General features: G+C 51.6%; 19 protein-coding genes, 7 tRNA genes and 3 pseudogenes. 15 read left to right on the forward strand and 14 right to left on the reverse strand.

What is annotated here, in order from left to right; translation table 11 throughout:
* Window positions 1-36 precede the first annotated feature (36 nt).
* From Q3O12_RS05200 to alaS, 3 genes and pseudogenes are all read right to left on the reverse strand, one after another.
* A pseudogene (locus tag Q3O12_RS05200) lies at window positions 37-144 on the reverse strand (IS5/IS1182 family transposase); the annotation flags it as partial.
* A gap of 326 nt (window positions 145-470) precedes the next feature.
* Window positions 471-887: a hypothetical protein gene (locus Q3O12_RS05205; RefSeq protein ID WP_301669638.1), complete on the reverse strand. Its 417-nt coding sequence runs from the start codon at window positions 885-887 to the stop codon at window positions 471-473.
* Window positions 888-906: 19 nt separating this feature from the next.
* Window positions 907-3531, reverse strand: a complete 2625-nt coding sequence (gene alaS / locus Q3O12_RS05210) for an alanine--tRNA ligase (protein WP_301669639.1) — start codon at window positions 3529-3531, stop codon at window positions 907-909.
* A gap of 203 nt (window positions 3532-3734) precedes the next feature.
* On the opposite strand from alaS, the gene Q3O12_RS05215 reads away from it, so the two are divergent.
* Complete coding sequence (locus Q3O12_RS05215; RefSeq protein WP_301669640.1) at window positions 3735-4865, forward strand: polyamine ABC transporter substrate-binding protein; 1131 nt, start codon at window positions 3735-3737, stop codon at window positions 4863-4865.
* Between the two features lie 40 nt (window positions 4866-4905).
* Here Q3O12_RS05215 and Q3O12_RS05220 read toward each other — a convergent pair whose 3' ends face one another.
* A complete protein-coding gene (locus Q3O12_RS05220; RefSeq protein WP_196428883.1) occupies window positions 4906-5808 on the reverse strand; it encodes a DMT family transporter in 903 nt (300 codons plus the stop codon).
* A gap of 146 nt (window positions 5809-5954) precedes the next feature.
* Here Q3O12_RS05220 and Q3O12_RS05225 point away from each other — a divergent pair, with 146 nt between their 5' ends.
* A complete protein-coding gene (locus Q3O12_RS05225) occupies window positions 5955-6443 on the forward strand; it encodes a prokaryotic membrane lipolipid attachment site family protein (RefSeq protein ID WP_373323061.1) in 489 nt (162 codons plus the stop codon).
* A gap of 61 nt (window positions 6444-6504) precedes the next feature.
* Here Q3O12_RS05225 and mtrA read toward each other — a convergent pair whose 3' ends face one another.
* A complete protein-coding gene (gene mtrA / locus Q3O12_RS05230) occupies window positions 6505-7410 on the reverse strand; it encodes an efflux transporter MtrCDE transcriptional activator MtrA (RefSeq protein WP_301669642.1) in 906 nt (301 codons plus the stop codon).
* 128 nt (window positions 7411-7538) lie between these two features.
* On the opposite strand from mtrA, the gene Q3O12_RS05235 reads away from it, so the two are divergent.
* The 11 genes and pseudogenes from Q3O12_RS05235 (at window position 7539) to sohB (ending at window position 11147) form a co-directional block, all read left to right on the forward strand.
* Window positions 7539-7874 carry a carboxymuconolactone decarboxylase family protein gene (locus tag Q3O12_RS05235; RefSeq protein WP_002212800.1) on the forward strand — a complete coding sequence of 112 codons (336 nt, stop codon included), beginning with the start codon at window positions 7539-7541 and terminating at the stop codon, window positions 7872-7874.
* A 132-nt stretch (window positions 7875-8006) separates the two neighbouring features.
* A pseudogene (locus tag Q3O12_RS05240) lies at window positions 8007-8117 on the forward strand (IS5/IS1182 family transposase); the annotation flags it as partial.
* Window positions 8118-8156: 39 nt separating this feature from the next.
* Window positions 8157-8579 carry a hypothetical protein gene (locus tag Q3O12_RS05245; protein WP_301669715.1) on the forward strand — a complete coding sequence of 141 codons (423 nt, stop codon included), beginning with the start codon at window positions 8157-8159 and terminating at the stop codon, window positions 8577-8579.
* Window positions 8580-8684: 105 nt separating this feature from the next.
* Entirely contained in the window at window positions 8685-9248 is a 564-nt protein-coding gene (gene pgsA, locus Q3O12_RS05250) for a CDP-diacylglycerol--glycerol-3-phosphate 3-phosphatidyltransferase (protein ID WP_301669643.1), read from the forward strand.
* An 80-nt stretch (window positions 9249-9328) separates the two neighbouring features.
* Window positions 9329-9404: transfer RNA gene (locus tag Q3O12_RS05255), tRNA-Gly, on the forward strand.
* A gap of 25 nt (window positions 9405-9429) precedes the next feature.
* Window positions 9430-9505, forward strand: a tRNA-Gly gene (locus Q3O12_RS05260).
* Window positions 9506-9526: 21 nt separating this feature from the next.
* Window positions 9527-9602: transfer RNA gene (locus Q3O12_RS05265), tRNA-Gly, on the forward strand.
* A gap of 23 nt (window positions 9603-9625) precedes the next feature.
* Window positions 9626-9701, forward strand: a tRNA-Gly gene (locus Q3O12_RS05270).
* Between the two features lie 24 nt (window positions 9702-9725).
* A tRNA-Cys gene (locus Q3O12_RS05275) sits at window positions 9726-9799 on the forward strand.
* 102 nt (window positions 9800-9901) lie between these two features.
* A tRNA-Leu gene (locus tag Q3O12_RS05280) sits at window positions 9902-9991 on the forward strand.
* A 103-nt stretch (window positions 9992-10094) separates the two neighbouring features.
* Window positions 10095-11147 (forward strand): protease SohB, encoded by a 1053-nt coding sequence (sohB, locus tag Q3O12_RS05285; RefSeq protein ID WP_301669644.1) that lies wholly within the window; start codon window positions 10095-10097, stop codon window positions 11145-11147.
* A gap of 50 nt (window positions 11148-11197) precedes the next feature.
* On the opposite strand, the gene Q3O12_RS05290 is transcribed toward sohB, so the two are convergent.
* From Q3O12_RS05290 to Q3O12_RS05330, 9 genes and pseudogenes are all read right to left on the reverse strand, one after another.
* The gene (locus Q3O12_RS05290) at window positions 11198-12055 is read right to left on the reverse strand and encodes an ABC transporter six-transmembrane domain-containing protein (RefSeq protein ID WP_301669645.1); all 858 of its coding nucleotides are present in this window, start codon (window positions 12053-12055) and stop codon (window positions 11198-11200) included.
* Between the two features lie 10 nt (window positions 12056-12065).
* Window positions 12066-12497, reverse strand: a complete 432-nt coding sequence (locus Q3O12_RS05295) for a MarR family winged helix-turn-helix transcriptional regulator (RefSeq protein ID WP_301669646.1) — start codon at window positions 12495-12497, stop codon at window positions 12066-12068.
* Between the two features lie 124 nt (window positions 12498-12621).
* Entirely contained in the window at window positions 12622-13491 is an 870-nt protein-coding gene (locus Q3O12_RS05300; protein ID WP_301669647.1) for an NAD(P)-dependent oxidoreductase, read from the reverse strand.
* Window positions 13492-13566: 75 nt separating this feature from the next.
* Window positions 13567-14484, reverse strand: coding sequence for an imidazoleglycerol-phosphate dehydratase HisB (gene hisB, locus Q3O12_RS05305; protein WP_301669648.1), 918 nt, complete (start codon window positions 14482-14484; stop codon window positions 13567-13569).
* On the reverse strand, window positions 14481-15578 hold the full coding sequence (hisC, locus tag Q3O12_RS05310; protein WP_301669649.1) for a histidinol-phosphate transaminase: 1098 nt from the start codon (window positions 15576-15578) through the stop codon (window positions 14481-14483). Before hisC ends, hisB begins: the two co-directional genes overlap by 4 nt.
* 45 nt (window positions 15579-15623) lie before the next feature.
* Entirely contained in the window at window positions 15624-16913 is a 1290-nt protein-coding gene (gene hisD / locus Q3O12_RS05315) for a histidinol dehydrogenase (protein ID WP_301669650.1), read from the reverse strand.
* Window positions 16910-17805 (reverse strand): annotated as a pseudogene (locus Q3O12_RS05320) (LEM-3-like GIY-YIG domain-containing protein). The gene hisD and the pseudogene Q3O12_RS05320 overlap by 4 nt, the downstream one beginning before the upstream one ends.
* 103 nt (window positions 17806-17908) lie before the next feature.
* Entirely contained in the window at window positions 17909-18562 is a 654-nt protein-coding gene (gene hisG, locus Q3O12_RS05325) for an ATP phosphoribosyltransferase (RefSeq protein WP_301669716.1), read from the reverse strand.
* A 78-nt stretch (window positions 18563-18640) separates the two neighbouring features.
* Window positions 18641-19294: an SCO family protein gene (locus tag Q3O12_RS05330; RefSeq protein WP_301669652.1), complete on the reverse strand. Its 654-nt coding sequence runs from the start codon at window positions 19292-19294 to the stop codon at window positions 18641-18643.
* Between the two features lie 276 nt (window positions 19295-19570).
* On the opposite strand from Q3O12_RS05330, the gene Q3O12_RS05335 reads away from it, so the two are divergent.
* Window positions 19571-19655: transfer RNA gene (locus Q3O12_RS05335), tRNA-Leu, on the forward strand.
* 596 nt (window positions 19656-20251) lie between these two features.
* A complete protein-coding gene (gene ilvB, locus Q3O12_RS05340) occupies window positions 20252-21979 on the forward strand; it encodes a biosynthetic-type acetolactate synthase large subunit (protein ID WP_301669653.1) in 1728 nt (575 codons plus the stop codon).
* Window positions 21980-21986 lie beyond the last annotated feature (7 nt).

Here is a 21986-nt window from a genome sequence, read left to right on the forward strand (position 1 = left end):
CCCTATATCCTTATCTTTGCCCTATTTGCGCTGTTATAGTGGATTAAATTTAAACCAGTACGGCGTTGCCTTGCCTTGCCGTACTATTTGTACTGTCTGCGGCTTCGTCGCCTTGTCCTGATTTAAATTTAATCCACTATATTTGTGCGAAAGTGGGAATCTGAACACGTTCGTAAGGAAACCTGCATCCCGTCATTCCCACGAAAGTGGGAATCTAGAACGTAAAATCTGAAGAAACCGTTTTATCCGATAAGTTTCCGCACCGACAGATCCGGATTCCCGCCTGCGCGGGAATGACGGGATTTTTGTAACCGTAGGGTGGGCTTCAGCCCACCAATCAACAACCCAAAATGAAGAAACGGAGGGTTGAAGCCCATCCTACGCAATTGCTTTTGTGGGAATAACGGGATTTTAGGATGAAGATGGTGGAATTGGTGGGCTGAAGCCCACCCTACTCAATTACGCAACTGTTATCGTGGGGATGACGGGATTTTAGGTTTTTGTTTTTCTGTTCTCGCGGGAAGGATGGGTTTTAGGTTGCGGCCATTTATCGGAAAAGCAGAAACTTCTCCGCCGTCATTCCCGCGAAAGCGGGAATCTAGAACCTCTGAATTTTCAGACAACCTTTGAATATTGCCGCTGCCCCGCATCCTAGATTTCCGCCTGCACGGGAATGACGATTCATCAGTTTCCCGAAATTCCGACATAACCGAAACCGAACGCCCTAGATTCCCGCCTGCGCGGGAATGACGGGATTTTTGTAACCGTAGGGTGGGCTTCAGCCCACCAATCAACAACCCAAAATGAAAAAACGGTGGGTTGAAATCCATCCTACGCAACTGCGTGCGGAAAAATGCCGTCTGAAGGCTTGGGCGTTCAGACGGCATTTTGCTTGCGGCGGAGGGATTATGCGAGTTTGGCTTTTACCCATTCTTCCGCGCTTGCCAGCATTTCGGGCAATTTGTCGGCATCTGTACCGCCGGCTTGTGCCAAGTCGGGACGGCCGCCGCCTTTGCCGCCGACTTGTTCGGCTGCAAATTTAACCAGATCGCCTGCTTTGACTTTGCCGGTCAGGGCTTTGGATACGCCTGCGCACAGGGAAACTTTGCCGTTGTTTACTGCCGCTAAAAGAATCACGGCGTTGTCGGATTTTCCGGTCAGGTCGGTTACGATTTCGCGCAGGGCGGCTGCGTCGGCTTCGATTTGGGCGGCAACGAGTTTGGCTGCGCCCAAGTCTTTTGCATCGTCCAAGAGTTTTGCGCCTGCGTGGACGGCGAGTTCGGCTTTGGCGCGTGCCAATTCTTTTTCCAATGTTTTGGCATGTGCCGCGCCTGCTTGGATTTTCGCCAGTACGTCTTTTTCGGTTTGGGCTTTGGTTTCGGCAATAATGTCTTTCACCAAACGCTCTTGCTCTTGCGCCCATTTGAGTGCGTTCAGGCCGGTGATGGCTTCGATACGGCGCACGCCTGCGGCAATACCGCCTTCGCTGATAATTTTGAAGAGGCCAATGTCGCCGGTGCGTGAAACGTGTGTACCGCCGCACAATTCGGTAGAGAAACCGCCCATTTGCAGTACGCGTACTTCGTCGCCGTATTTTTCGCCGAAGAGCATCATGGCGCCGGTTTTTTGGGCATCTTCCATGCTCATAATGGCTGCGTTGACGGCAACGTTCGCCAAAACGGCTTCGTTGACGCGGCGTTCTACTTCGGCGATTTCTTCGGCAGTTACCGCTTGAGGATGGGAAATGTCGAAACGGGTGGATTCGGCGGTAACTAAAGAGCCTTTTTGTTCGACGTGTTCGCCCAATACATCGCGCAGGGCTTTGTGCATCAGGTGGGTGGCGCTGTGGTTGCGCATATTGGCATTACGGATTTCGTCATCCACTTTGGCGGTAACGCTGTCGCCGACTTTCAGACGGCCTGAAGTTTGTACACCGAATTGACCGAATACGGCTGCTTTGATTTTTTGGGTATCGCGTACTTCGAAGCGGTTTTCGCCTGCGAAGATATAGCCGACGTCGCCGACTTGGCCGCCGGATTCTGCATAGAACGGGGTAAAGTCGATAACGACTGCGCCGCTGTCGCCTTCGTTCAATTCGTCGACTTGCTCGCCGTCTTTGTAGAGTGCCAACACGGTGGCTTCGGTTTGGCGTTCGCTATAACCTTTAAACTCGGTGTCTTGACCTTCGTAAGGCAGTTGGGCGTTGGCTTTGAAGCTTTGTGCGGCGCGTGCGCGTGCGCGTTGGGCTTCCATTTCGCGTTCGAAGCCTGCTTCGTCCGGTTCGATATTGCGTTCGCGGCAGATGTCGGCAGTCAGGTCGTATGGGAAGCCGTAGGTATCGTAGAGTTTGAAGATGATTTCGCCGCCGAGTGTTTTGCCGCCTTTGGCCAGCGCGTTTTCCAACAAGGCCATACCGGTTTCCAGAGTTTGGGCAAAACGGCTTTCTTCGTTTTTCAATGCTTCTTCGATTTGTGCTTGTTTTTCTTTCAACTCGGGGTAGGCATCGCCCATCTCTTTGACCAAATCGGCAACGAGTTTGTGGAAGAACGGTTTGCTTTGACCCAGTTTGTAACCGTGGCGCACGGCGCGGCGGATGATGCGGCGCAAAACATAACCGCGTCCTTCGTTGGCAGGCAATACGCCGTCTGCAATCAGGAAGGAGCAGGAGCGGATGTGGTCGGCGATGACTTTCAGGCTGGGTTCTTCCATACTGAACGGCGCGCCGGTTTCGCGGGCGACGGCTTTGAGCAGGTTTTGGAACAAGTCGATTTCATAGTTGCTGTGGACGTGCTGCATTACCGCCGCCATACGTTCCAAGCCCATACCGGTATCGACGGACGGCTTGGGCAGCGGATTCATATTGCCTTGTTCGTCGCGGTTGAACTGCATAAATACGCAGTTCCAAATTTCGATCCAGCGGTCGCCGTCTTCTTCGGGGCTGCCCGGAATGCCGCCCCAGATTTCTTCGCCGTGGTCGTAGAAAATTTCGGAGCAGGGGCCGCAAGGGCCGGTGTCGCCCATTTGCCAGAAGTTGTCGGATGCGTATTTCGCGCCTTTGTTGTCGCCGATGCGGACGATGCGTTCAGACGGCATACCGATTTCGTTTAACCAGATGTTGTAGGCTTCGTCGTCTTCTGCGTAAACGGTCGCCAAGAGTTTGTCTTTGGGGATGTTCAGCCATTCGGGGGAAGTGAGAAACTCCCAAGCGAAATGAATCGCGTCGCGTTTGAAGTAGTCGCCGAAGGAGAAGTTGCCCATCATTTCAAAGAAGGTGTGGTGGCGGGCGGTGTAGCCGACGTTTTCCAAGTCGTTGTGCTTGCCGCCTGCGCGTACGCATTTTTGCGCGGTGGTGGCACGGCTGTACGGGCGTTTGTCGAAACCTAAAAATACGTCTTTAAACTGGTTCATGCCCGCGTTGGTAAACAGCAGGGTCGGGTCGTCGTGCGGCACGAGGCTGGAAGAGCGGACGGCGGTGTGGCCTTTGGTTTCAAAAAATTTTAGGAATTTTTGGCGCAGTTCGGAGGTTTTCATAATTTTTTCAATGTCTCTCAAATGTCTTGTCATGGTAAAAGCAGGGAAAACGAACGGCGGTATCTTACCGCAAATCCCTGTTTCTAGCTATGGAAGCGGCGGCTTTCAGACGGCATTGCGGGATTTTGAATGCCGTCTGAAGCCCTGTTGCCAATATCGGCTATAATGGCCGCTTTCTCCAACCCGATATGCAAGGAATGATAATGGCCAAACATCTGCCACTCGCCGTCCTGACTGCTTTGCTGCTTGCAGCGTGCGGCGGTTCGGACAAACCGCCTGCCGAAAAACCGGCACCGGCGGAAAACCAAAACGTATTGAAAATTTACAACTGGTCGGAATACGTCGATCCGGAAACCGTTGCCGATTTTGAAAAGAAAAACGGCATCAAGGTTACTTATGATGTGTACGACAGCGATGAAACGCTGGAAAGCAAGGTGCTGACCGGAAAATCCGGTTACGACATTGTCGCGCCGTCCAATGCGTTTGTCGGCAGGCAGATTAAGGCAGGTGCGTATCAGAAAATCGATAAGTCGCTGATTCCCAATTATAAACACCTCAACCCTGAAATGATGAGGCTGATGGACGGGGTCGATCCCGGCCACGAATACGCCGTGCCGTTTTATTGGGGGACAAATACCTTCGCCATCAATACCGAACGCGTGAAAAAGGCTTTGGGTACGGATAAGCTGCCGGACAACCAGTGGGATTTGGTGTTCGACCCCGAATACACGTCCAAACTCAAACAATGCGGTATCAGTTATTTAGACAGCGCGGCGGAAATTTATCCTATGGTGTTGAACTATTTGGGTAAAAACCCGAACAGCAGCAATACGGAAGACATCAGGGAGGCAACCGCCCTGCTCAAGAAAAACCGCCCCAATATCAAACGCTTTACTTCGTCCGGCTTTATCGATGATTTGGCGCGCGGCGATACCTGCGTAACAATCGGTTTCGGCGGCGATTTGAACATCGCTAGACGGCGTGCCGAAGAAGCGGGCGGCAAGGAAAAAATCCGCGTGATGATGCCCAAAGAGGGCGTGGGGATTTGGGTGGATTCTTTCGTGATTCCGAAAGATGCGAAAAACGTCGCCAACGCGCACAAATACATCAACGACTTCCTCGACCCGGAAGTGTCGGCGAAAAACGGCAATTTCGTTACCTACGCGCCTTCGAGCAAGCCTGCGCGTGAGCTGATGGAAGACGAATTTAAAAACGACAATACGATTTTCCCAAGCGGGGAAGATTTGAAAAACAGCTTTATTATGGTTCCCATCCGGCCGGCGGCATTGAAGTTTATGGTGCGCCAGTGGCAGGATGTGAAGGCGGGGAAATAAAGCCCGATATGCCGTCTGAAGGATGTTCGGACGGCATTTTTTATTTTCGGAGGAAGAGGGATTGCAGCCGCTGTTTGAAGGCAATGGGGCGGATGCTGCTCAAAATGCCGCTGAGGATGATGATGCACATACCGAGTATTTCCTGCCAAAAAAGCTGTTCGCCCAAAAAGAACGCCGCCGAAAGCGCGGAAAAAACGACGGTCATATAGGAAAGCGAGGCAACCGTGAATTTGTCGCCGACTTTATAGGCGCGCGTCATCGACAGTTGGGCAATCAGCGCGGACACGCCGATGCCCGACAGATAAACCGCCGACTGCCAAGACAGCATATGCCAGCCGGTCAGCGTCGCCCAAACCAACGACATCGCCACACCTGTCGCGGAAAGGTAAAACACGACGCGCCAGCCGGGTTCGCCCGCCAAAGACAGTTCGCGCACTTTCAAATACGCCCAGCCGGACATCGCGCCGCCAGCAAGACCGGCGAGTGCCGCCGTTTCCTGACCGCTGCGGAACGAGGGGTTGAGCAGCAATACCACGCCGGCAAAACCAAGGAGCAGCACCGCCTGCGTGTAAACGGAAATCCGTTCTTTCAAAATCAGGAAGGAAAATACCGCCAAAAAAATCGACGAGGTGTAGCTTAGGGTTACGCCGGTTGCCAAAGGCAGATGCGTTACCGCGTAGAACAGCAGCAGCATCGCCCCAGTCCCGACCATACTGCGGTTTAAGTGGTTTTTCCAATGGGGCGTGCGGAAGGTATCCCGACGCAATACGGCGGCAGCCCCGAGCGCAACGGTTGAAAACAGCATACGCCAAAAGACCAATTCGCCGCTGCCGAGGGCAAATTTTGCCGATGCCTCTTTAATCAATACGTTCATAATGGTGAAGCAGACCGCCGCCACCAGCATCCAGCCGGAACCCAAAACGTCTTTTTTTGCGGTATCCATATAATATTTGTCGCGATAAAAAGGTCAAATTGTAAACCTTGCGGTGGGGTTTGCGGCGGCGGATTCGGGCGCGCGCAATCCCGCCGAACCCGCGTTTTTTCGGAACAATTTGTTTTTTCAGGGCAAACCTGCTTATAATGGCGGGTATGAAAAAATATCTTGCCCTCATCCCCATCGCGGCCGCCCTGTCCGGCTGCGGAACTGTTTATGTGCCCACCCTGACCGAAATCCCTGTCAGGCCGATTAATACCGTTCCGGCGGAAGCGTCTGTAAAAAGTTTCCGCCTCGCCCCTTCGCATTGGACGGACGTTTCCAAAATCCGCGACGAGGCGACGCGCCTGGGCTATCAGGTGAACATCGGTAAAATGACTAAGGTTCAGGCGGCGCAATATCTGAACAACTTCAGAAAACGCCTGGTCGGGCGCAATGCCGTCGATGACAGTATGTATGAAATCTACCTGCGTTCGGCGGTGGACAGCCAGCGCGGCGAAATCAATACCGAACAGTCCAAGCTGTATATCCAGAATGCCTTGCGCGGCTGGCAGCAGCGTTGGAAAAATATGGATGCCAAACCCGATAATCCCGCATTTACCAACTTTTTGATGGAAGTGATGGAGATGCACCCATTGAAATGACGCGGTACGCAAATGCCGTCTGAAAGCCTTTTCAGACGGCATTTGCGTTTGAAGCCCCGATTTATTTTTGCCTGCCTTCTTTCCGGTATTGACCCGGCGAAACGTGATATTGCCGTTTGAACGCCTTGCCGAAATGCGTTTCCGACTGAAAGCCCACCGACAGCGCGACCGACAAAACCGAATCCGGGGTTTTCTTCAGCAGCAACGCACCTTTTTGCAGGCGGATATGGTTCACAAAGGCGTGCGGGCTGAGTCCGACCCGGCTTTTGAAACGGCGCATCAGCTGAGCGCGCGACATATTGGCAGCCGCCACCATTTTGTCGACATTCCATTCGTCTTCCGGTTTGTCTATCACCTTTTGGATCAAATGTCCCAAACGTTTGTCCTGCCAACCTTTCAACACGCCCGAGAGTTGGGCATCTTTTTCCTGTTCAAGATAGGCGCGCAGGATAAGCACCAGCAGGACGGACGACAATGCGTTGACCACGGAAACCGTCCCCGTCAAAGGTTTTTCGCTTTCCAGTTGCAGCATTGAAACCACATACTGCAAACTCGGATGGGCAATGTTCAGAAAAACGGTTTCCGGCAGCCCGTTCATCAAATCGGCGTGGGTGTCGTAGCGGAAACGGGCGCAAAACAGGCTCATATCCAGTCCGTTGCCGCACTGTTTGACCGTGAATGCGCCATTTTGTCGTATATCTGGTTGTAAACTTTCTCCGTATTTTCCGTCGTGGCTCAACAGGTGTCCCAAGCCGCGCGGGAAAAATACAATATCCCCCGTACTGACCGGACGCGGGGAAGTTTCGCCGTCGATGCAGAGATAGCCGCTGCCCGATGTAACAATGTGTACCAGTCCTTCGCGTTGCAAGGTTTCATGCCGTACCGACCATTGTCCGCCCAAAAGGCACTGCACATCCACACTGCCCGTTAATTGGGCGAGATCGACCAGTTTGTCCAGAATGTCCATAAATCTTTTTGAACCATAAAATGAGATGATTAAACGAGAAACACAACTGAATAATTGCAATAATACGCACATCGAAAACAGATACGCAAGCGCGTATCAGGGTTAAACGCAAGAGAAAGGAAAAGAAAATGTTTAAAGATTGGAAAGAACATACCGCATTGGTTAAAAAATCGTTCGGCGAGCTGGGTAAGGCGCATCCTAAAATGCTGCAGGCCTACGGCGCATTGGAACAGGCCGCCGCCGCCGAAGCATTAGATGCCAAAACGCGCGAACTGATTGCCATCGCCGTTGCCATTACCACACGTTGTGAGAGCTGCATCAGTGTTCACGCTGCCGCCGCCGCCAAAGCCGGTGCGACCGACAGCGAAATCGCAGGTGCATTGGCAACTGCCATTGCCCTGAATGCGGGTGCCGCTTACACTTATGCCCTGCGTGCATTGGAAGCGGTTGAAACGCAAAAATAATCCGTTTTGGATAAGAAATGCCGTCTGAAAATATTTCAGACGGCATTTTGTCTGTTATGCTTCCCGATATTTTGCAGACAACATATGCAGCCGTTTTTTCAGACGGCATTTGAGAAACAAGGGGTAAGCGTGAAATATAGTGGATTAAATTTAAATCAGGACAAGGCGACGAAGCCGCAGACAGTACAGATAGTACGGCAAGGCGAGGCAACGCTGTACTGGTTTAAATTTAATCCACTATATTATCGCTGGGTATGGTTTGCCGCCATAAGCTGCCTGCTGTTGTCCGCCGTTTTTATTGCACCTTATCTGACGGCATTTCACGAACAAGAAAAAATATTCGAATATGCAGAATTGACCGTTACCGCACCCAACCGCAGCGGACGGGCAATCGAACTGAATTCAGACAGGCAACATTACCGACTTTCCTGCTACGGGTTCGACGATTTGTGCACAGGCGACAATATCGGCAGAGTCATCAGGGCGCGGCAGGTTAAGATTGTTTTAAGCGACACCGTCGGCAAAGGTTTTTTAAACGGCGTTCTGTTGGAATACCGCAACAGTGGCAGTATCCATACCAATAAGGAGTTCGCACATCCGGAAGACCGCCTTATCGAAGTGTTGGCACAACCTGCCATTTTCAGCCTGAAACTGGGTATTTTGCTTTTATTGCCCGCCATTTTCCTGCGTTTGAAAAGAATGTGAAAACAGATTGGCGGGGCGGGGGAATGCCCATGCGGCAATTTTACGTTTTGGGTTATGAGGATAACCGCTATAATCACAACTTTACAGTCTGCACAGAGAAAACCGATGCCTTGGAATCTCCCCATCTTCCTCACATGGTTGAGGGTCTTGCTCATTCCTGTCCTGACAGCCCTTTTTTACCTGCCTTTCTCATGGTTTTCGGAAGAAGCAGTCAATGTTGCCGCCGCCGTCATTTTTGCCGTTGCCGCCTTGACCGACTGGTTTGACGGATTTTTGGCAAGGTTGTGGAAACAGACCTCGGATTTCGGCGCATTCCTCGATCCCGTCGCCGACAAGCTGATGGTTGCCGTATCGCTGCTTTTACTGGTCAAACTCGATCGGACCTATGTTTTGTTTGCCATGATCATCATCGGTAGGGAAATCACTATTTCCGCATTGCGCGAATGGATGGCGCAAATGGGCAAGAGAAGCAGCGTTGCCGTCGCCACTGTCGGCAAGTTCAAAACCGCCGCGCAAATGCTGGCAATCTTCCTGCTGCTGCTGAATTTTCCCGATTTTTATGGATTTAATCTTGTTGTTATCGGCAACATATTGATGTTTATCGCATCTTTGCTGACGGTTTGGTCGATGCTGTATTACCTGAAAATGGCGTGGAAAGAAATCGCCTGAAAAAAACATAAAAATAGCTTGACGGTAAAAACAGAATCCATAATAATTGCGTCTTCTTCGATGTCGGAGAATGATATAGGGCGGGAATAGCTCAGTTGGTAGAGCGCAACCTTGCCAAGGTTGAGGTCGCGAGTTCGAGACTCGTTTCCCGCTCCAAAAATTTCATTCTCCCACAATCATTGCGGGAATAGCTCAGTTGGTAGAGCGCAACCTTGCCAAGGTTGAGGTCGCGAGTTCGAGACTCGTTTCCCGCTCCAAAAACCGATATGTTTGAACGCGCGGGAATAGCTCAGTTGGTAGAGCGCAACCTTGCCAAGGTTGAGGTCGCGAGTTCGAGACTCGTTTCCCGCTCCAAGTTTTATTTCAAACGTATCAACGCGGGAATAGCTCAGTTGGTAGAGCGCAACCTTGCCAAGGTTGAGGTCGCGAGTTCGAGACTCGTTTCCCGCTCCAAGTTTTTAGATTAAGCCAGTTTTAGGCGAGATAGCAAAGTGGTTATGCAGCGGATTGCAAATCCGTCTACGCCGGTTCGATTCCGACTCTCGCCTCCATTATCGTACCATGGCGGGGTGGCAGAGTGTTTATGCTATGAGGAGTGCAATCTTCATATAGGCCGGTTAAAATCCGTGCCCCCGCCTCCACCTTTCACAAATGCCCGGGTGGTGAAATAGGTAGACACAACGGACTTAAAATCCGTCGGGACTAAACATCCCGTGCCGGTTCGATTCCGGCTCCGGGCACCAAGCTGAAAATAACAATACCGCTCCAAGCGGTTATTTTTTTATCTGTCGGACGGGGATGGACAATATTGACATGTTCATGCCTGAACAAGAGGAAATCCAATCAATGTGGAAAGAAATTTTACTGAATTACGGTATTTTCCTGCTCGAACTGCTTACCGTGTTCGGCGCAATTGCGCTGATTGTGTTGGCTATCGTACAGAGTAAGAAACAGTCGGAAAGCGGTAGTGTCGTACTGACAGATTTTTCGGAAAATTATAAAAAACAGCGGCAATCGTTTGAAGCATTCTTTTTAAGCGGGGAAGAGGCAAAACATCAGGAAAAAGAAGAAAAGAAAAAGGAAAAGGCGGAAGCCAAAGCAGAGAAAAAGCGTTTGAAGGAGGGTGGGGAGAAATCTGCCGAAACGCAAAAATCCCGCCTTTTTGTGTTGGATTTTGACGGTGATTTGTATGCACACGCCGTAGAATCCTTGCGTCATGAGATTACGGCGGTGCTTTTGATTGCCAAGCCTGAAGATGAAGTTCTGCTCAGATTGGAAAGTCCGGGCGGCGTGGTTCACGGTTACGGTTTGGCGGCTTCGCAGCTTAGGCGTTTGCGCGAACGCAATATTCCGCTGACCGTCGCCGTCGATAAGGTCGCGGCGAGCGGCGGTTATATGATGGCGTGTGTGGCGGATAAAATTGTTTCCGCTCCGTTTGCGATTGTCGGTTCGGTGGGTGTGGTGGCGGAAGTGCCGAATATCCACCGCCTGTTGAAAAAACATGATATCGATGTGGATGTGATGACGGCGGGCGAATTTAAGCGTACGGTTACCTTTATGGGTGAAAATACGGAAAAGGGCAAACAGAAATTCCGGCAGGAACTGGAGGAAACGCATCAGTTGTTCAAGCAGTTTGTCAGTGAGAACCGTCCCCAATTGGATATTGAGAAAGTGGCGACGGGCGAACATTGGTTCGGCCGGCAGGCGTTGGCGTTGAACTTGATTGACGAGATTTCGACCAGTGATGATTTGTTGTTGAAAGCGTTTGAAAACAAACAGGTTATCGAAGTGAAATATCAGGAGAAGCAAAGTCTGATCCAGCGCATTGGTTTGCAGGCAGAAGCTTCTGTTGAAAAGTTGTTTGCCAAACTTGTCAACCGGCGGGCGGATGTGATGTAGTTTGCCGAACGGATGGAAATGCCGTCTGAAGCGTGTTCAGACGGCATTTTTCAAGTTCCGGCTTTGATGTTCCGTTCCGACCACTCTATCCGTTGTCCGATGTCTTTCAAATTGGAATATTGTTCGACCAATCGCGGCACGTCGTCCAAACTCATGGCAAACATCCACAGATAAGTGCTGACCGAATAAATATGCCCCGCGCTGCCGTAGCCTTTAAGCGTCATCATCACAAAAGCAAAGCCGAATAAAATACCCATCGCTGCGCCGACGCAGAGATAGCCGAAGGCTTCGCGGTTGGAAATCAGCACACGCAGGCGCGCAACCAGACCATAATGGCGGTAGAGCTGCCGCCGGTCGCCTTTTCGGATAAAGTGGTTGTCGCGTTCCAAGCTGTTGTTCAGGCGGAAATACAGGTTTTCGCTGATGGCGGCAAAACGTGGCAAAAGCCATAAAAACAACGCAAGTATGCCCACCGCCGACATGCCGACCCAAAATTCCAGCACCAGCAGCATGATGCACGCGCCGAATATGGATACGACGGATGTTGCGGCAATCGGCAGGTGTTCTTCAAAAAAGCTGACAAACTCACGCGACAGGGCAACCCGCGCAGTTACCGCCGAATGCGGGACTTGCCGCTGCCGCTGTTCCAACACGACCGGCACGGCGATTTCGGTATAAATCCGCGTAAACGTGCGCGTATCGGCAATCCGCCGCGCCGCACCGACCAGCCACATCAAAAGCACAACCAAAGCGTACAGCAACGCCTTCCCCGCAATTACGGCATTAATTGCCCAGCCGCCAAACACCGGATACACCAGCATCAAAAGGTTTTCCAGTCCGACCAGGGAAAACGTGCCGAGCAGACGCTTGCGGTGGGTTTTGGCTATGTGTTTCAACATTTTCCACATATTTGTCCCCCTATTTTTTATTTTCCGAGATTGTTCTTTCCATCACTTCCGCCAGTGCATCCAAATCGGCAAACAGCCGGGTTGTGCGCTTGTCGCCGAATGTGGCAAATACTTTGTCGCTGAATTTTTGCGCACTTTCTGTTAAAGGTGCGGCATGGGCTTTGCCTTTTTCGGTCAGCGACAGCAACCGTTCGCGCCGGTCCTGTTCGCCTTCCTGCCATTCGATCAACCCTTGTCCGGCAAGGGTTTTGCATACGCCTGAAACGGTCTGTTTGGGCAGACTCCACTCTTCGCCGATATGCTTTTGTGTGCGGCTGCCTTCGGTTGCCAGGGTATAAAGTACGGCAAAGAGGTTGTAATTCAAATCCTGCTGCCCGATCCATTTGTCGAAGACATTGCAAATCAGGTTGATACGGGTTCCAAGTTGGTCGAGTTGGTTCATAATTGGTCTCGATATTGATTAAATTTGCGCGGATTATGGTCATAATCAAGACTAATTTCAAGCGTTGGGCAATAAAAATGCCGTCTGAAAATATTTCAGACGGCATATTGTTTGGAAAGGGAAGTCAGTGTTTTGCCAGTTTCAGGTAAATGCCGGAAACGTCCTGATCACCGTAACCCGCTTCGAATGCTTTGCGGTAGCTGGCAGCGGTTGCTTCGAGGGCGGGCAGGGTATTGTACGACTGTTCCAGTTCTTTGACAGCAAGGTTAAGGTCTTTGGAAGCGTGTTTGAGTGCAAAGGCAGGGGGGAACTCACGGTTTGCCCATAGTGATTTTTTTGTTTGAAACATAGGCGAGTCCATTGCCGAGCCGCCGATGGCCTCAATAATGGCGTCGGTATCGATGCCGAACTGCCGAGCCATCAGCATGGCTTCGCTGTACGCTTCGCCGAAAATGCCCAAGAGCGAGTTCAAGACGAGTTTCGCGCCCGAACCTTTGCCGACATCGCCGAAATGGAAGGTTTTTTTGCCGACGAGGGAAAATATTTTTTGCAGCGGGTTTAAAACGGCTTCGCTGCCGCCGAACAGAATCAGCAGCGTGCCGTTGGTGGCTGGTCCGACCGATCCGGAAACGGGTGCTTCGGCAAATTGTCCGCCTGCGGCTTCGACAAGTGCTTTGACGGCGAGGTTTTCGGTCGGGGAGATGGTGCTCATGTTGACGATGATTTTGCCGGCCAATCCGTCGCGGACTCCGTTCAGGATGTCGCACACGGCGGCATAGTCGGAGACCATTAGGAAAATAACGGGATAGTCGCGGACAAGTTCGATGGTGCTGCCATAGACCTTTGCACCTTTGGCGGCAAGGGAATCAGTTTTCCCGGGCGAGCGGTTGTATATGCCGACCCGGATGCCGCCGTCCAAAAGGCGCGTTACCATAGGCAGGCCCATTTGCCCTAAGCCTATCCAGCCAATTTTTGTGTATGTTTCTGCGGACATAGTGTTTCTCCTTTGTTGGGGTGCTGTAATGCCGTCTGAAGGCTTCCTGCGCTTCAGACGGCCTGTTTGGGGATATTATGCGGTCAGCGTGCCTTTGGTCGACGGAGTCTGCCCTGCCATGCGCGGGTCGTGTTCGACTGCCATACGCAGGGCGCGCCCGAAGGCTTTGAATACGGTTTCCGCCTGATGGTGGGCGTTTTTGCCGCTGAGGTTGTCGATGTGCAGGGTCATCATACTGTGGTTGACGATGCCGTGGAAAAATTCTTCAAACAAATCGACATCGAATTTTCCAATCAGGGCGCGGGTAAATTCGATGTTGTACACGAGTCCGGGGCGGCCGGAAAGGTCGATGACGACGCGGCTGAGGGCTTCGTCGAGCGGGATGTAGGAATGTCCGTAACGGCGGATGCCTTTTTTGTCGTCGAGTGCCTGCCGGAGTGCCTGTCCGAGTGTGATGCCGATGTCTTCGACGGTGTGGTGGTCGTCGATGTGCAGGTCGCCTTTGCAGCTGATGTCGATGTCGATCATGCCGTGGCGGGCGATTTGGTCGATCATGTGTTCGAGGAAGGGTACGCCGGTATCCAGCCTGCTTTTGCCGCTGCCGTCGAGGTTGATGGAGACGGTAATTTGGGTTTCGCAGGTATGGCGGTTGACGGTAACGCTGCGGCAGCCGGCAGCGGATGCGGTTTCGGCAATTTGGGTTTCGGCAGTTCCGGTGCTTTCTGCGGCGGTTTCGGGGACAGTGCGTTCGCGGTGTTTTCTGTCGAGCCAGCCTTTGGGTTTGCCGGTGTGTTTTTCGAGTTTTGCCATCAGGCTGGGACGGATGCCGCGCGCGTCGGGGTCTTCTGCCTGCTTTTCAAGGCGTTGTTTGAGTTTGTAAAGTGAGACGGGGGTGCGGTAGCCGCAGAGTTTGGCGAGCTTGGACAGCGAACCTGCTTCTTGGGCGAGGGTCAGGAAGTTGTTCAGGTGGCGTTGTGTTTTAGTCAAATTCATAGGAAATCCGTTGGTTGGCAGTAAAGTTGGCGGATGATGTTGAGAACGGCATCGTTTTGTGCAGGGCTGCCTACGGTAATACGCAGGCAGTGTTTCAAAAGCGGGTGTGCGCCGTGCAGTTTTTTGACCAGGATGCGGTTTTGTTTGAACGTGTCAAACAACAAATCGGCATCGGGTACGCGTATGGTAATGAAGTTTGCCTGACTTGGAAAGGCGTTCAGACGGCATATTTTGCCCAATTCGGCGAACATCCGTTCGCGTTCGTTTTTCAGGCTGTCGATGTTGGCAGAGATGATGCCGTAGTGTTGCAGGGCGAGTTTGGCGGTGGTCAGGCTCAGTTGGTTCATATTGTAGGGCGGCAGGATTTTTTGCAGTTCGCCGATGACTTCGGGACAGCCTGCCGCATAGCCGATACGCAGTCCGGCAAAACCGATTTTGCTGAGGGTGCGTAAGACTATCAGGTTGGGAATGCTGCCCGCCTGCGGCAGGAAGCTGTCGCCGTTGAATGCGCCGTAGGCTTCATCGACGACGACGATGCCGTCTGAAGCTTCGATGACGGCTTCGATTTCGGCACGCGTGAAACATACGCCGGTGGGGTTGTTGGGGTAGGCGATAAAGGTCAGGGCAGGGCAGTGCTTCCTGATGGCTTCGATGACGGCGGGCAGGTTGAGGGTGAAATCTCCGTTCAGTGGAACGCCGACATAATCCATGCCGTACAGCGCGGCGTTGTGGCGGTACATGACGAAACTGGGTTCGGCTGCCAACATTGCCGCGCCCGGTTTGGCGGTCAGCATCGTGATGAACTGTATCAGTTCGTCCGAACCGTTGCCCAGCGCAATGTCGGCGGACTCGGGAATGTCGAACGCCGAACGCAATGCTTCCTGTAAACCGTTGCCGGAGGGATTGGGGTAAAGATGGATGGGCGCGGCGGCAAGCCGTGCCTGCCATTCCTGCAACAGCGTTTCATGTCCGGCAAAAGGGTGGACGGGACTTTCCATCGAATCGAGTTTGGCAAAATCCGACGGGACATCGGTGATTTTGTATGCGGACATGGCGAGGATGTCGTCGCGGATGAAGGGGCGGACGGATTTCATCGTGTTTCCTTAATGGTTGGAATATGCCTGTACGCCGTTCCGGCATTATTTCATACGGAACTCTGCCGCGCGGGCGTGGGCGGTCAGGCTTTCGCCGTGTGCCAGCACGCTGGCGGTTTCGCCTAATTTTTGCGCGCCCTGTTCCGAAACCTGAATCAGGCTGGAGCGTTTTTGGAAGTCGTAAGTACCCAGCGGCGAGGAAAAGCGGGCGGTGCGGCTGGTGGGCAGCACATGGTTTGGGCCGGCGCAGTAGTCGCCGAGGCTTTCGCCGGTGTAGCGTCCCATGAAAATCGCGCCTGCGTGGCGGATTTTTTTCGCCCATTCCTGCGGGTTTTCGACTGACAATTCCAAGTGTTCGGGGGAAATGTAGTTGGCGATTTTGCAGGCTTCGTCCAAGTCTTTGGCGAGTATCATCGCGCCCCTGTTGCCGAGCGAGGCTTCGATGATGTCGCGGCGCGGCATAGTTTCAATCAGGCGGTTCATGGCGGCTTCTATTTCGTCGAGATACGCTTGCGACGTGCCGATTAAGATGGCTTGGGCAATTTCGTCGTGTTCGGCCTGGCTGAACAAATCCATCGCCACCCAATCGGCAGGTGTCGTGCCGTCGGCGATGACCAGGATTTCAGACGGCCCCGCCACCATGTCGATGCCGACCACGCCGAACACGCGGCGTTTGGCGGCGGCGACGAAGGCGTTGCCCGGGCCGGTGATTTTATCGACCTGCGGTACGGACTCGGTGCCGTAGGCGAGGGCGGCAACCGCCTGCGCGCCGCCGACGGTGAAGACTTTGGTGACGCCCGCGACGAAGGCGGCGGCAAGCACGATGTCGTTGCGTTCGCCTTTGGGCGTGGGGACGACCATGATGATTTCTTTCACGCCTGCGACGTGGGCGGGCATGGCGTTCATGATGACGGAACTCGGATACGCCGCCTTGCCGCCGGGGACGTAAATGCCGACGCGGTCAAGCGGTGTGATTTGTTGTCCCAACAGCGTGCCGTCTTCATCGGTGTAGCTCCACGATTCCATTTTTTGGCGTTGGTGGTAGCTTTCGACACGGCGGGCGGCGGTCTGCAATGCCGTCTGAATGTCGTTCGGAATGCGCTCGAACGCCGCGTTCAAATCGGCTTGCGTGAGTATTAAATCATCGATGCTTTTAGCGTTTGTCTGATCGAATTTGTTGGTGTATTCAATCAGAGCCGCATCGCCGCGCTTTTGCACGTCGGCGCAAATGTCGGCGACGATGCGTTCGGTTTCGGGGTTTTGCGCGGTTTCAAAAGCCAGCAGGGCTTTGAGTCCGGTTTGGAAATCGGGTGATTGGGTGTTGAGTTTTTTCATGATTTGTTCTCCTTTTTTATTTTTGGACTGGGGTCGTCTGAATATTCTCTTGTTCAGTTTCTGCCTCTGTTTTGGGTCTGATGTAAGCCTTTTCTCCCCTGCTGGCAAACTTCAATTCGGGTAGGCATTTTTGTTGCAGGCCGAGTTTGGCTAATACCTCTTCGCTGTGCGAGATGGTATGGAAGCGGTAACGGGTTTGTGGTCTGCCGTTTTTGCTTTCACCAATCATTGTTTCAAAACCGTCCACTTCGTATGCGCTAACAACAGCGTTTTGCAGACCGGTGTGAACGCCGATAACGTATTTCACTTTGGAGGCGGCATCTTTATTGAGCCACCAGTTGCCTAAGGTACGCGATTTAAGGTTTGCATCGTCTCGGTTGTTAAAATGGTAGTCTAATTCTTCGTCAGTATCTAAATCGAAAGCATCATGGATTTTGACGGCGAGAATCAGCCCGTCGGGGTTAATCTCGTTAAGTGGGAGAGAAGAGAATCCAAAGCGGCGATCTAGCTCTTCTACGCTAATACCACCCGGACCATGCCCGGTAATTTTATTTTTGAGTTTTTTACCCAAGACAGATTTAACAAAATGAATTAAGGCAGATTCGGCGGCGAGCGCTTCGACTTCAGTCAGATGATAGCTGATGATATAGCGACCGAGTTTCTTGCATTTGGAGATGGCTTTGAGTTTCCGATCGATAATCTCGCCGGAGACTGGATCTTGTGAACGACTAGCAACCCATTCATGCTCGAAGATACGATTACCGCAGCCTTTTCCGATGTAGAGGATTTTGTCTTTTTTCAGGTCGGTCAGACAATAGACATAAAATCGACGCTCGCCGTTATTCAAAACGGAAAGGGTTGAATCTGAGAATTTTTTTATTTTTGCAACCATTTTAACTTCTCCTATACAGTTTACTGCCGGTGATATTTTCAGACGACCTGTCGGCGGGAACGGATAGGGTCGTCTGAAAACGCATCTTTATTCAAATGAATGCTCACTTCGCCTTCACTGCGCCGCTGAACGCCTGAATAATCGGCTCCAGCAGCGCGTATTTCGTTTTTAAAGCAGCCTTGTTGACTACCAGGTAGCTGGAAATGTCGACGATGTGTTCGACTGCTTCCAAGCCGTTTGCCTTCAAGGTGTTGCCCGTCGAAACCAAGTCCACAATCGCATCGCTCAAGCCGACCAGCGGCGCAAGTTCCATCGAGCCGTACAGTTTGATAATGTCCACATGGACACCCTTGCCGGCAAAATGAGATGCCGTGATTTCAGGATACTTCGTGGCAATCTTCAGACGGCATCCGGGTTGCGAAGCGGCTTCGTAATCAAACCCTTTACGCACAGCAACCATCATGCGGCACTTGGCAATCTCCAAATCCAAAGGCCGGTAAAGCCCGGAGCCGCCGTGTTCGATCAGCACGTCTTTGCCCGCAATGCCGAAGTCCGCTGCGCCGTAGCGGACATAAGTCGGCACATCGGTTGCGCGGACAATGACAAGGCGGATGTTTTCATGGTTCGTCCCGATAATCAGCTTGCGCGATTTTTCGGGCTCTTCAGTCGGAACAATGTCGGCAGCGGCAAGCAGCGGCAGCGTCTCCTCAAAAATGCGCCCTTTGGATAAGGCGATGGTCAAAGCATTATCCTGCATGGTGTGGATGTCCTTTGTCAGTTGAAACAATAATGCCGTCTGAACAGGCATCGGCGGTTCAGACGGCATACGGTTTTATCAGAGCAGGGTCCTTACATCGGCGGCAATCGTTTCCGGCTCGCTTCCGTAAGGCGAGAAAATGGCAACCTCACCGTTTTTGTCGATGAGATACGCACCGGAAGAGTGGTCGACCAAATAGTTTTCGCCGTCTTCTTTTTGATTGACTTTGGCAGAAACTACGCGGTATTGCTGCTTGATGACCGGCAGGCTTTGACCGCCCGTTGCCGTCAGACCGATAAAGTCCGGATTGAACTGCTTGGCATATTTACCGATGATTTCGGGCGTATCGCGCTCGGGGTCGATGCTGACGAACACCACTTTCACATCTTTAGCCCGATCGCCCAACTGCTTCAACGTGTCGCTATAAGTCAGCAGCTCGGTGGGGCAGACATCGGGACAGTGCGTATAACCGAAAGACAGAATCACGATCTTGCCTTTCAAATCGCTCAGGCTGAAAGGCTTGCCTTCGCCGTCGGTCAGCGTGAAATCGCCGCCGATGTCTTCCTTACGCATATCCGTACCGCGTGTTTGCGGTTTTGCCGCATTTTCCGCAGCCGGCGCGGATGCACTTGAAGAAGCGGCTTGCGCCGCACTGTTGTCTTGAGGTTTGCAGGCGGCAAGCGAGGCAAGTGCGAAAACGCCCAGCAAAAAGGAACGCGGTACAGAAAACATGACAATCTCCCAAGAATAAATAGAAAAACCTGATTCGTACGGAATTTGAATATTTCCATCTTAACGCGTTTGGCAGATTTAATGTAGTATTTTTTACATTGTCCGTACGGCAGGAATTGCCGAATCATACAGAATGCTTTTGAGCGGAAAGCACAGTAAAATTAAAATAATAAAAATTCTATTTAAAATCAGAAACAAAATAAAAACAGATAAAATAATTTCAAAAAAAAAGTTTACAGAATCTCAAAAGCCATTATAATGGCGACTTCTTCACCAGCCCAGGTGGCGAAATTGGTAGACGCAGGGGACTCAAAATCCCCCGCCGCAAGGTGTGTCGGTTCGAGTCCGACCCTGGGCACCACAACCGCTTTTTTAGCGGTTATTTTTTTGTCTATTGCTGTTTAATAAGACTAAATACAATCAATATATTAAGTCGTTGTTAGCCCTCTTGGTTCTGTCAATGCCGCCCAATACAGTCCGGTGCAATGAGCCATTTTCAGGAAGTATGGTTGGGAATATTTTTGATATATCAAAAATAAAATCAAGTTCAATCAATATCCCGAGTCTTTATTGGGATGAAACCCTGTAAATTTTAAAATTCTTGATACCGAAGAAGGATTTTTCACATCTGCCCCTCCTGCACAAACTGTCAACAATTCCCATCTTTCAAAAAAAGGTACTCCTGATTTTATTCTTTTAAAATCAATCAATAATCTCTCCATCTTCAAAAAATATTAAAAGATGAAAGATTTTTCTTGATTGAACTGTCGGTTTGCGTTATCGTTTCTACTCTTTTTCACAAACTCTGTGTTTCTTTCCAATTGATTGGATAATCCGTCTGTTGCTGTGTTCTTCCAATGCGCGTACCCTAAATCGCTGCTTGGTGGAATTGCATTACAGGTGCTGTGGCAAAGCGGTTTGTCCCTATTGGTTTGAAACCGTATAAAAGAGGTCGTTATGCAGTTATCAGGCGCACAAATCATAGTGCAGAGTCTCAAAGCCGAAGGCGTCGAGTACGTTTTCGGTTATCCCGGCGGTGCGGTTATCGAAATCTACGATGCACTGTTCCAACTCAATAAATTCAAACACATTCTTACCCGACATGAGCAGGCGGCAGTACACGCGGCAGATGCATATGCGCGCGTCAGCGGTAAGGTGGGTGTGGCATTGGTTACATCCGGCCCGGGCGTTACCAATGCACTGACCGGTATTGCTACTGCCTATACGGATTCGATTCCGATGGTGGTCATCAGCGGACAAGTCGGCAATTCGCTTATCGGTACGGATGCGTTTCAAGAGGTGGATACGGTCGGTATTACCCGTCCGTGCGTCAAACATAATTTTTTGGTAACCGATGTCAACGAGCTTTCCGAGACCATCAAGAAAGCATTCCAAATTGCCGCCAGCGGCCGTCCCGGTCCGGTTGTGGTTGATGTTCCCAAAGATGTAACTCAGGCGATGGCGAAATTCAGCTATCCGCAGGAAGATATCTTTATCCGCTCTTACCAACCAGTTGTTCAAGGGCATATCGGTCAGATTAAAAAGGCCGTGCAGATGTTGGCATCTGCCAAACGTCCAGTCGTCTATTTTGGCGGCGGCGTGGTGTTGGGTAATGCTTCTGAAGAGCTGACCCGATTTGTCCGAATGACGGGTGCTCCGTGCACGGGTACGCTGATGGGCTTGGGTGCTTATCCTTCCAGCGACCGCCAATTCCTCGGTATGCTCGGTATGCACGGTACTTACGAGGCAAACCTTGCCATGCAGAATGCGGATGTCGTTCTTGCCGTAGGTGCGCGTTTTGACGACCGTGTGGTTTCCGTACCGTCCAAATTTTTCGAGAAGGCGAAGAAGGTTATCCATATCGATGTCGATCCTTCCAGCATCGCCAAACGCGTGAAGGTGGACATTCCGATTGTCGGCGACGTGAAAAACGTTTTGTCCGAGATGGTTGAACTGTGGCAAAAGCAAGAGTCCATGCCGTCTGAAGATGCTTTGGGCAAATGGTGGAAAACCATAGAGGAATGGCGTTCCCGCGATTGCTTGTGGTTTGACAACGGCAGCGAAATTATCAAGCCCCAATATGTGATTCAGAAACTTGCCGAGATTACCGGCAATTCGGCAATCATCACATCGGATGTAGGGCAGCATCAAATGTTTGCGGCTCAATATTATCCCTTCGAACGTCCGCGCCAATGGCTCAATTCCGGCGGTTTGGGTACGATGGGCGTGGGTCTGCCTTATGCGATTGGTGCAAAACTTGCCGCCCCGGATCAAGACGTATTCTGTATTACCGGCGACGGCTCGATCCAGATGAACATCCAAGAGTTGTCCACCTGTTTCCAATATCGGATTCCGGTTAACGTCATTACGCTGAACAACGGTTATCTCGGTATGGTACGCCAGTGGCAGGAAATATATTACGGCGGCCGAGAGTCGGAAACCTATTTCGATTCTTTGCCCGATTTCGTCAAACTTGCCGAGGCATACGGTCATATCGGTATCCGCGTGGACAAGAAGTCTGATGTGGAAGGTGCGTTGTTGGAAGCATTGAACCAAAAAGACAGGCTGGTATTTATCGACTTCCTGACCGACCAGAAACAGAATGTGATGCCCATGGTCGGCAACGGCAAAGGTTTGGACGAAATGGTACTTCCGCCGCATATGCGTGCGGACGGAAAGGCGTAAGGAGAGG

Source organism: Neisseria benedictiae, from assembly GCF_958267435.1.
Lineage (GTDB): Bacteria > Pseudomonadota > Gammaproteobacteria > Burkholderiales > Neisseriaceae > Neisseria > Neisseria bergeri.

Bases quoted from the DNA above. Each gene is read 5' to 3' on its own strand.
- alaS (WP_301669639.1), bottom strand. From the start codon at position 3,531: ATGAAAACCTCCGAACTGCGCCAAAAATTCCTAAAATTTTTTGAAACC.
- hisD (WP_301669650.1), bottom strand. From the start codon at position 16,913: ATGAAAAAACTCAACACCCAATCACCCGATTTCCAAACCGGACTCAAA.
- mtrA (WP_301669642.1), bottom strand. From the start codon at position 7,410: ATGGACATTCTGGACAAACTGGTCGATCTCGCCCAATTAACGGGCAGT.
- Q3O12_RS05290 (WP_301669645.1), bottom strand. From the start codon at position 12,055: ATGTGGAAAATGTTGAAACACATAGCCAAAACCCACCGCAAGCGTCTG.
- ilvB (WP_301669653.1), top strand. From the start codon at position 20,252: ATGCAGTTATCAGGCGCACAAATCATAGTGCAGAGTCTCAAAGCCGAA.
- hisG (WP_301669716.1), bottom strand. From the start codon at position 18,562: ATGCAGGATAATGCTTTGACCATCGCCTTATCCAAAGGGCGCATTTTT.
- pgsA (WP_301669643.1), top strand. From the start codon at position 8,685: ATGCCTTGGAATCTCCCCATCTTCCTCACATGGTTGAGGGTCTTGCTC.
- Q3O12_RS05330 (WP_301669652.1), bottom strand. From the start codon at position 19,294: ATGTTTTCTGTACCGCGTTCCTTTTTGCTGGGCGTTTTCGCACTTGCC.
- hisC (WP_301669649.1), bottom strand. From the start codon at position 15,578: ATGAAATCCGTCCGCCCCTTCATCCGCGACGACATCCTCGCCATGTCC.
- Q3O12_RS05205 (WP_301669638.1), bottom strand. From the start codon at position 887: ATGCCGTCTGAACGCCCAAGCCTTCAGACGGCATTTTTCCGCACGCAG.
- Q3O12_RS05235 (WP_002212800.1), top strand. From the start codon at position 7,539: ATGTTTAAAGATTGGAAAGAACATACCGCATTGGTTAAAAAATCGTTC.
- Q3O12_RS05220 (WP_196428883.1), bottom strand. From the start codon at position 5,808: ATGGATACCGCAAAAAAAGACGTTTTGGGTTCCGGCTGGATGCTGGTG.
- hisB (WP_301669648.1), bottom strand. From the start codon at position 14,484: ATGAATTTGACTAAAACACAACGCCACCTGAACAACTTCCTGACCCTC.
- Q3O12_RS05300 (WP_301669647.1), bottom strand. From the start codon at position 13,491: ATGTCCGCAGAAACATACACAAAAATTGGCTGGATAGGCTTAGGGCAA.
- Q3O12_RS05295 (WP_301669646.1), bottom strand. From the start codon at position 12,497: ATGAACCAACTCGACCAACTTGGAACCCGTATCAACCTGATTTGCAAT.
- Q3O12_RS05225 (WP_373323061.1), top strand. From the start codon at position 5,955: ATGAAAAAATATCTTGCCCTCATCCCCATCGCGGCCGCCCTGTCCGGC.
- Q3O12_RS05215 (WP_301669640.1), top strand. From the start codon at position 3,735: ATGGCCAAACATCTGCCACTCGCCGTCCTGACTGCTTTGCTGCTTGCA.
- sohB (WP_301669644.1), top strand. From the start codon at position 10,095: ATGTGGAAAGAAATTTTACTGAATTACGGTATTTTCCTGCTCGAACTG.